This window comes from Paraburkholderia sp. (genome assembly GCF_036488505.1).
GTDB lineage: Bacteria > Pseudomonadota > Gammaproteobacteria > Burkholderiales > Burkholderiaceae > Paraburkholderia.
In genome coordinates this window covers 1-8,815 of sequence record NZ_DASXHN010000344.1, presented here as the reverse complement: position 1 = coordinate 8,815, position 8,815 = coordinate 1, and the positions used below count along the sequence as shown (strand labels likewise).

General features: G+C 66.9%; 8 protein-coding genes. 7 read left to right on the top strand and 1 reads right to left on the bottom strand.

Features of this window, described 5'->3' with window-relative positions; translation table 11 throughout:
• The first annotated feature begins 418 nt into the window (after nucleotides 1–418).
• The 7 genes from VGH68_RS20235 to VGH68_RS20205 all read left to right on the top strand — a co-directional run bounded on the left by VGH68_RS20235 (nucleotide 419) and on the right by VGH68_RS20205 (nucleotide 7,577).
• Nucleotides 419–796 carry a hypothetical protein gene (locus VGH68_RS20235; RefSeq protein WP_331605464.1) on the top strand — a complete coding sequence of 126 codons (378 nt, stop codon included), beginning with the start codon at nucleotides 419–421 and terminating at the stop codon, nucleotides 794–796.
• A gap of 80 nt (nucleotides 797–876) precedes the next feature.
• Entirely contained in the window at nucleotides 877–3,192 is a 2,316-nt protein-coding gene (locus tag VGH68_RS20230; RefSeq protein ID WP_331605463.1) for a putative bifunctional diguanylate cyclase/phosphodiesterase, read from the top strand.
• 186 nt (nucleotides 3,193–3,378) lie between these two features.
• Complete coding sequence (locus VGH68_RS20225; RefSeq protein WP_331605462.1) at nucleotides 3,379–3,567, top strand: hypothetical protein; 189 nt, start codon at nucleotides 3,379–3,381, stop codon at nucleotides 3,565–3,567.
• A gap of 326 nt (nucleotides 3,568–3,893) precedes the next feature.
• Nucleotides 3,894–5,291 carry an FAD-containing oxidoreductase gene (locus tag VGH68_RS20220; RefSeq protein WP_331605461.1) on the top strand — a complete coding sequence of 466 codons (1,398 nt, stop codon included), beginning with the start codon at nucleotides 3,894–3,896 and terminating at the stop codon, nucleotides 5,289–5,291.
• Between the two features lie 382 nt (nucleotides 5,292–5,673).
• Nucleotides 5,674–6,249: a TMEM175 family protein gene (locus tag VGH68_RS20215; protein ID WP_331605460.1), complete on the top strand. Its 576-nt coding sequence runs from the start codon at nucleotides 5,674–5,676 to the stop codon at nucleotides 6,247–6,249.
• 2 nt (nucleotides 6,250–6,251) lie between these two features.
• On the top strand, nucleotides 6,252–7,058 hold the full coding sequence (locus VGH68_RS20210; RefSeq protein ID WP_331605459.1) for a hypothetical protein: 807 nt from the start codon (nucleotides 6,252–6,254) through the stop codon (nucleotides 7,056–7,058).
• A 33-nt stretch (nucleotides 7,059–7,091) separates the two neighbouring features.
• Complete coding sequence (locus VGH68_RS20205; protein ID WP_331605458.1) at nucleotides 7,092–7,577, top strand: metallophosphoesterase family protein; 486 nt, start codon at nucleotides 7,092–7,094, stop codon at nucleotides 7,575–7,577.
• A 392-nt stretch (nucleotides 7,578–7,969) separates the two neighbouring features.
• Here the strand turns inward: VGH68_RS20205 and VGH68_RS20200 are convergent.
• A partial coding sequence (locus VGH68_RS20200) for an MFS transporter (RefSeq protein ID WP_331605457.1) occupies nucleotides 7,970–8,815 on the bottom strand: 846 nt, incomplete at its 5' end.

Sequence of the window (8,815 nt, the reverse complement as noted above, 5' to 3'; positions counted from 1 at the left end):
ATCCGGGAGGCCGGCCGCCGGGTCATGCGGGCGGCGGACCCCCGCCAGGTCATGCGGGTGGCCGGCCGCCAGGCGGACCGCCACCGGGCAATGCGGGCGGCCGTCCTGCCGGTGGTTCGCCAGGCGGTGCGGGCGGTCATTCACCCGGTGGCGGTTCTCAGCAAGGCGGAGGCGGTAATCGTCCTCCCGGCGGCTCGCATGGTGGTGGGGAAGGTGGCGGACCGCGGCCTCCGGGTGGCGGCGGCTGACCAGCCAATGCCGGGTGCCGCCTCCGATCTGCGATCGGGCCGACGGCATGGAAGCGCCGGTGCCGAGCGGCACACGAGAGGGCAGCGCAACGGCGCATGGCGGTTTCGGCATCGTGTCGTAAAAGCGCAGGGCGGAGCGCGGGAACGGTATAAGACGGTGGCGCTGCGGCGTGAACTACGCACGCGATGGCTCAGCCGGTCAGGCGAAGCGCAAATCGCGACCAGTCGGCGTCCGGCGAGGCGAATGGGTTGAGCAGCGCGAGTGGCGTTGGCAGTTCGAGCAGTCCGAGCAATCCGAGCAATCCGAGCAGTCCGAGCAGTCCGAGCAGTCCGAGCAGTTCGAGCAGTTCGAGCAGTTCGAGCAGTTCGAACTCCGGTCGCGCCCAGTCTCCGCGCGGCCCCGCGACCGCAGGTTCACCGCATGCCTGGGCTGGCTCCGGCCGCCCGCGCTCGGCGCTGGCACGGGCTGCGAGCCGCCGTCCGGTGCGGCGCCGGGGTCCACCGATATTGCCCGCGTCGCTCCTGCCGTGGCGACGCTCGGTCGTTGAAGATATTTGCCGCCGGGTCCGCGTAAACCCCGGCGTGCCGCGTACACTAACTTGCCGACGTTAGGGCGGGGGGCGCATCTATGAGTTGCGAAGCGACATCACATGGCACGACAGGGGCTGAGCCCGAGAGCGTCCGCTACCGGCCGCAAAGGGCCGAGGAAGTGCTCGCATCGGAGCGCAGCGTATTGCGGCTGATCACCCGCAATACGCCACTGCCCGAACTGCTTGCCGAGGTATGCCGCCGCGCCGAGGCGCTGCTCGGCGACGGCGCGTCCTGCTCGATCCTGCTGCTCGACTCCGACGGCAGGCATGTGCGCGTCGGCGGCGCGCCGTCAATGCCGCCCGCGTTCAGCGCGGCGATCGAGGGCGCCGAGATCGGGCCGTGCACGGGCTCGTGCGGTACGGCGATGTACGAGCGGCGTCTGGTGATCGTCGAGGACATCGCCACCGATCCGCTGTGGGATGATTTCCGCGATCTGGCGTTGCCGCACGGCCTGCGCGCGTGCTGGTCGGTGCCGTTCGAGAACGACGCCGGCATCGTGCTGGGCGCGTTCGCCGTCTATTACCGCACGGTCCGCCGTCCTACCCCCGAAGAAGAAGCGATGTTGCGCGACATCGGCAGCAGCGTCGGCCTGGCGGTTCATCAGGACGCGATGGCGCAGCGTCTTGCGCGCAGCGAGGAGCGTCACCGGCTGGTGGTCGATCATTTGAGCGAGGGCATCGTCGTGCAGTCGCGCGCCGGCCTGGTGCTCGCGTGCAATCCGAGCGCGCAGCGCATGCTGCGCACGACGCCGCAAATCATCGGCCGCAGCATCGACACCGTCATGACGCGCACGTTCAACGAGGACGGCTCGCTGGTCGAGGGTGCCGGTGTGCCGATCGTGCAGGTTTTCTCGACCGGCAAACCGGTGCTCGGCGTGACGATCGGGATCGAGCTGACCGGCGGCGACGTCGTGTGGATCACCGAGAACGTCGTGCCGATCATGCGGCCCGGCGACACCCAACCCGACTCGGTGCTGATTTCGTTCTCCGACATCGGCCCGGTGCGCGAGGCGCAGCGCCAGCTCAAGTATCTGGCGACACGCGACTCGCTCACCGGCCTCTACAACCGCGCGTATCTGTCGGAGCGGATGCGCGACCTGTTCGCGCCGCGCGAAGTGGATGACGGCGCGGACGGACTCGCGAGCGTCGCCGTGCTGTTCGTCGATCTCGACGGCTTCAAGAAGGTCAACGATACCGCCGGCCACGAAGCCGGCGACGCGTTGCTATGCAGCGTCGCCGAGCGACTGTCGGCGTGCGTCGGCCGCAACGACACACTGGCGCGCGTCGGCGGCGACGAGTTCGTGATCGTCGTCAGCGCATACCAGCACAGCGGCGAGCTGATCGGCCTCGCGCATCGGATCCTCGACATGATGGCGGTGCCGTTCGCGGTGGCGGGCAACGAGTACTACCTGGGCGCGTCGATCGGCATCAGCCTCTTTCCGGAAGACGGCCAGGACGTCGCGACGCTGATGCGCAACGCCGATTCGGCGATGTATCACGCGAAGCAGCGCGGCCGTAACAACTTTCAGTTTTTCACCGCCGAGCTGAACCAGCATCTGCAGCGCCGCTTCACGATCGAGCAGTCGCTGCGGCGTGCGCTGGCCGGCGACGAGTTGAGCCTCGTGTACCAGCCGATCGTCGATAGCCAGAACGGCCGCACGATCGGCGCCGAGGCGCTCCTGCGCTGGTACAACGGCGAACTCGGCAACGTGTCGCCGGGCGAATTCATCCCGGTCGCCGAAGACGCCGGGCTGATCGTCGAAATCGGCGACTGGGTGCTCGAGCACGCGTGCGAGCAGGTCGCGCAATGGCGGCGCACGCTCGCGCCGCATCTGATCGTCGCGGTGAACCTGTCGCCGCGGCAGTTCAACGACAAGCTGCTCGAGCGCATCGAGCGCTGCCTCGCGCAGTCCGGGCTCGAGCCGGCCGCGCTGGAGCTCGAGATCACCGAGCGCCTGCTGATGAGCGATAGCGACACCGTGCTACCGATTCTCAGCGCGCTGAGCGGGATGGGCGTACGGATTTCGGTCGACGATTTCGGCACCGGCTATTCGTCGCTGTCGTACCTGAAGCGTTTTCCGCTGCATAACCTGAAGATCGACCGTTCGTTCGTCGCCGGGCTGCCCGATCATCGCGACTCGATCGCGATCACCCAGGCGGTCGTTGCGATGGCGCATTCGCTCGGGATGAACGTTACCGCCGAAGGCGTCGAGACGGCCGAGCAGGCAGCGTTTCTGCGCGCGATCGATTGCGACAAGCAGCAGGGATACCTGTACAGCCGGCCGGTCGGCGCGAGCGCATACGCACGCAGCCTCTACGACGCGCAGATGATCGGGATGGCGAAGGCCTCCTGAGCGCGGGCCGGCCCGGCGCGCGAGGCCGCTGCACGAGGCGCGGCGGGCTCGAACACGATTGTTCAGATTGGCGAACAAGTGACTTCGCGTTGCGCCTGTTTATCCGTGGCGGCGCGCTCTCTAAAATGCTCCCATCGAAACGTAACAGGCGCGGTCCCGAAGCGGTGCCGCCCGATGGGAGTGGTCATGTCGGACTTGATCAGGAATCAGCTTTACCGGCCATCGGTCGTGCTGCCGATGGTCGCATTGATGCAGGTGATGGTGTCGCAGGACTTCAATCTCGGCCAGGTCGGCTGGGTGGTCGCGACGCGCGGCGCGCAGGCCGCGCTGCAACGCTCGCGCGAGCTGATCTGCGCAGTGCATTGCCACGAATGACGGACAGCGGTCGAAAGGCCGGTCACTGCGCGGACTCATCCGCGTCGCTGTCGGCGGTGAACTCGGGCGACGGTCGCACACAACGCTCAACTCGCGGTAGCCGCCGCCGATAAGTCAGACACGGGACCCGCATCGTGCCGGGCGCCGGCAGCCTCCAACAGCATCCGCAACACCGGCGACATCCGCGTCCGCGCGCTTCACCCCGGCACAACCCGCGACACCCCGCACTTCCCGCAACATCCCCATTGCAACGTCCGACAGGCATCGCGGCGCGCGGTAGCCAAGCGTAAGATGCTACGACCTGCACCCAGCCTGGGAGAGTTGCCATGCCACAGCACTTCGACGCGGTCGTGATCGGTACCGGACAAGGTGGACCGCCGCTTGCCGTGCGGCTCGCCGAAAGCGGCCGTCAAACCGCGGTAATCGAGCGCAGCGATTTCGGCGGCACCTGCGTGAACGTCGGCTGCACCCCCACCAAATCGTATGTGGCGAGCGCCCGCGCGGCGCACGTCGCGCGCAATGCAGCCGACCTTGGCGTACAGGTCGGCTCGGTCAGCGTCGATCTGCCGGCAGTCAAGGCGCGCAAGGACGGAATCGTCGGACAGTCGCGCAACGGGGTCGAAAAATGGCTGCGCGGCACGAAGAACATCACGGTCTTCAATGGCCATGCGCGCTTTACCGGACCGCATACCCTCGCCGTGACCGACCTCGACGGCCAGCTGCTGAACGAAATCAGCGCCGACGAAATCTTCATCAATACGGGCACGCGCGCGGTCGTGCCGCCGCTCGACGGCATCCAGCGGATTGCGTACTACACGAACTCCACGCTGCTCGAGCTGACGGAATTGCCGAGTCATCTGGTGATCGTCGGCGGCAGCTATATCGCGCTCGAATTCGCGCAGGTGTTTCGCCGCTTCGGCAGCCGCGTGAGCGTGCTTGTGCGCGGTGAGCGCGTGCTCAATCGCGAGGACGCCGATTTTTCCGAGTCGGTGCGCGAGGTGCTGGCGCGCGAAGGCATCGAGTTTCATTTCGGCGTGCAGCCGACGCGGGTCGAGCCGCATCCGCATCGCGCGAAGGACGTGTGCATCGGCTTCGAGCAGAACATCCCGGCGATGGAAGCGTCGCACCTGTTGTTCGCGACCGGCCGCAAACCGAATACCGACGATCTCGGTCTCGACGCCGCCGGCATCGAAACCGATCGGCACGGGATCATCGCCGTCGACGGCCAGTTGCGCACCCGCGTGCCGGGCGTATGGGCGATCGGCGACGTCAATGGGCGTGGCGCGTTCACCCATACGTCCTATGACGACTACCAGATCGTCGCGGCCAATCTGCTCGACGGCGGCAGGCGCAGCGTCGATACGCGGATCATGGCGTATGCGGTATTCGTCGATCCGCCGCTTGCGCGCGTCGGCATGTCGGAGGAGGAGGTGCGCGCGAGCGGCCGCGGCGCACTGATCGCGACGATGCCGATGTCGCGGGTCGGCCGCGCGCGCGAGCGCGGCGAAACCGACGGCTTCATGAAGGTGCTCGCCGACGCGAACAGCAAGCAGATTCTCGGCGCCGCGATTCACGGCAACGAAGGCGACGAGGCGATCCATACGTTCATCGACATCATGACGGCGGGCGCGCCGTATCCGACTTTGCAATATGCGATGCACGTGCACCCGACGATCAGCGAACTCGTGCCGACGCTGCTCGATGGGCTCAAGCCGATGGAGTAGGCGGCGCGCGCCACAATCGTCTTCACCTCACATGATCGATGAAACGCGGATAGACAGAGCGGTAGGCGGGAGGCGGTTTGCCAGTCGCGGCTGCATCGGCGGGGTCGACGCGGTCGTCGTCGGAATGCGGCGAGCATGTCGATGCTTCATCGATAATCAATCGAGCACGATGGCGTGACGATCGGGCGGATCGTTGCGACCGGGCAGGTTCCTCCGCACGGCTTGCGGTACGACAGCTCGCGCGCCGAGTGAGCGCGCATGATTGGCCCATCCGCGCGCATCGACAAAGCGTCGCCGCATCGCCGATAATCGGCAGCGGCGCGGCCCCTGCGCAACGCGCGGGCGGGCTGTGCGCCCCACCGCATTCATCAGGGACAACCGCATGGGCAAGGCACGCGTCGAGGCCTTCAGCGATGGCGTGATCGCCATCATCATCACGATCATGGTGCTCGAACTCAAGGTGCCCGAAGGCCACGATCTCGCGTCGCTGCGTCCGATGGCGCCGGTGTTCTGCGCGTACGTGCTGAGCTTTGTGTACGTCGGCATCTACTGGAACAATCACCATCACACGTTCCATGCGGTGCAGAAAGTCAACGGCCGGGTGCTGTGGGCGAACCTGCATCTGCTGTTCTGGCTATCGCTGCTGCCGGCCGTCACCCACTGGGCCGGCGAAAACCATCTGGCCTCGTGGCCGACCGCGATGTATGGCGTCGTGCTGTTGATGTCGGCGATCGCGTATTTCATCCTGATCCATGCGCTGATTCGCGAACACGGCAGCGATTCGACGATCGCGAAGGCGGTCGGCAACGACTTCAAGGGCAAGGTGTCCGTCGTCATCTATCTAGCCGGTATCGGGGTTGCGTTTGTCGCGCCGTGGGTGTCGGCCGCGCTGTATGCGCTAGCCGCCGCGTGGTGGTTCGTGCCGGACCGGCGCATCGAACACGTGCTGGAAGCCTGAATATGCTGCTCATGCTCAAGCTGCTGCTGGTGCCGGCGTTTCTCGCCGCATTGACGCTCGCCGCCCGACTGTGGGGACCGTCGGTCGCCGGATGGCTGTCGGCGCTGCCCGTCGTTGCCGGACCGATCGTGCTGTTGCTCGCGCTCCAGCGCGGACCGGCGTTCGCGGCGCAGGCGTCGGTTGCGTCGATTGCGGCCATCGCCGCGTCGGAGACATTCAACCTGGCGTATGGCTGGAGCTGCCGGCGTTTTGCGTGGCCGCTCGCGTTGGTCGCGGGCATGGCCGGCTGGCTCGGCGCCGCGCTGCTGCTGGTGCGGCTGCCAGGCTCGTTGGGCTGGGCGATGGCGGTGGCTTGCATAGCGGTCGCCGCATCGCAGAGCGGCTTGCCGCGTGTGAGCGGTGACGCGGCCGCCGCGCGCAGCGGTGGCGCCGACCTGGCGGTGCGCATGCTGGCCGGCGCGCTGCTGACATGTGCGGTAATGATCGCGTCCGCGTCGATGGGCGCGGCCTGGAGCGGCGTGCTATCGGTATTCCCGCTGCTTGCCAGCGTGCTCGCGGTGTCGGCGCAGCGCGCGCACGGCGCGGATTTCGTCGCGCTGCTGATGCGAGGCATGGTAGTGGGGCGCGTGTCTTTCGCGACGTTCTTCGCGGCGATCGCGATATTGCTGCCGCAATACGGCGTGGCGGCGAGCTTTGCGTGCGCGGCGGCGCTGTCGATCGTCGTGCATGGGCTGACGCGCCGCATGGTCGGCGCGCGGCGGCGCACTCAGGCTGCGTCGCGCGATCTGGCCGGGCCGCAGCCCGAATGAGGTTTTTGCCGACCGATATCGACGCCCGATGATATGACTTCACACCGATCACTTTCGGCCGCGACCCGCATCGGCTTGATCTCCGATACGCATAACCTCGTGCGTCCCGAAGCGCTGCGGTATCTCGACGGCTGCGACGCGATCATTCACGCGGGCGATATCTGCAATCCCGCAGTGCTGGATGCGCTTGCCCGGATCGCGCCCGTCACGGCCGTGCGAGGCAACAACGACACCGGCGACTGGGCCGCGCCGCTGCCGACGCATGCGAGGCTGACCGTCCAGCAGGTGACGATCCTCGTCGTGCACGATATCGCGGACCTTCGCTGCGAGCCGCGCGACGAAGGCATCGGCGTGGTGGTGAGCGGTCATTCGCACAAGCCGTCGATCATCGAACGCGATGGCGTGCTGTTCGTCAATCCGGGGAGCGCGGGGCCGCGGCGATTCAAGCTGCCGGTTTGCGCGGCGCGCCTGGTGGTGGATGGGGCGCGGGTGAGCGCGAGCTTCGACGCGCTGCTCTGACGGGAGATAAAAAAACGGGCCGGCGCAGAGTTCGCCGGCCCGTTTCGAGCGCGAGTGAAGCGGGTGTTGCCGTTGAGTCGGCGGCGGATTCGTCGCGTGTCGTTTGCGTCGGCGCCGTTGACTGCGCTTGAGCGGTGCAGACCGGTTCAGCCGTCCGTTACAGCCGTTACCGGGCTCGCGCGTCGACCGGTCGTGCCGCCAATATCGTGCATGCCCGCCTGCATGGGCGCAGACAAAGCCGCATGCGACTCCGCATACAAGCCGGCATACAAGCGCGGTTACGCCGGCAGGACATCTGCAAGTCAGGCCGATGGCTACCTACGCTTTTGTCGACGTGATCGAGACGGTTTCGTTGCTGCCATGCGCGAGTGTGTCGCGGCGCAAGCCGATGCTTAAGCCTGCGCGGCCGCCGCCGTCGCGTAGCGCTCATCCATCTGCTCGGCCTCGCGTTCGCCGCGCAGCACCGCATGCGCTTCGGCGCGCGTCGCGACGCACGGGCCCGAACCCAGTAGCGGCTTGCGCGCGGTTTCGCGCAGCGCGAGCACCGACGCGATACCAATCAGCGATGCACCCATCAGGTAATACGCGGGCATCATCAGGTTGCCGGTGCGCTCGACGAGCCATGCGGTTACCAGCGGTGTCGTGCCGCCGAACAGCGACACCGACACGTTAAAGCCGATCGCGAGCGCGCCGTAGCGGATCCGGGTCGGGAACAGCGCCGGCAGCGCCGACGGCATCACGCCGGTAAAACACGACAGCAACACGCCGAGAATCATCAGCCCGCCGAACACCGGCAGTACGGTGCCCATGCGGATAAGCAGCAGCGCCGGAATCGACAGCACGAGCAGGCCTACGCAGCCGAGCAGCATCACCGGCTTGCGGCCGACCGTGTCGGACAGACGGCCGGCGGCGAGCGTCATCGGCATCATCAGAATCATGACGAGCAGCACGAGGAAAAGGCCGTGCGTTTCGTTGAAGTGCAGCGTCGCCGACAGAAAGCTCGGCAGGTACGACAGCGCCATATAGTCGGTCACGTTGAAGATCAGCACGAGGCCGACGCACAGCAGGAGCGGCTTCCATTGCTGCGCAAGCAACTGGCGCAGCGACTGCTTGGGCACCGCGCGGTCTTCGGCTTCGCGCTGTTCAGCCTGCTTTTTGAACGCGGGCGTTTCCTCGAGCTTCATGCGGATATAGAGACCGACCAGACCGAGCGGGCCGGCGATCAGGAACGGCACGCG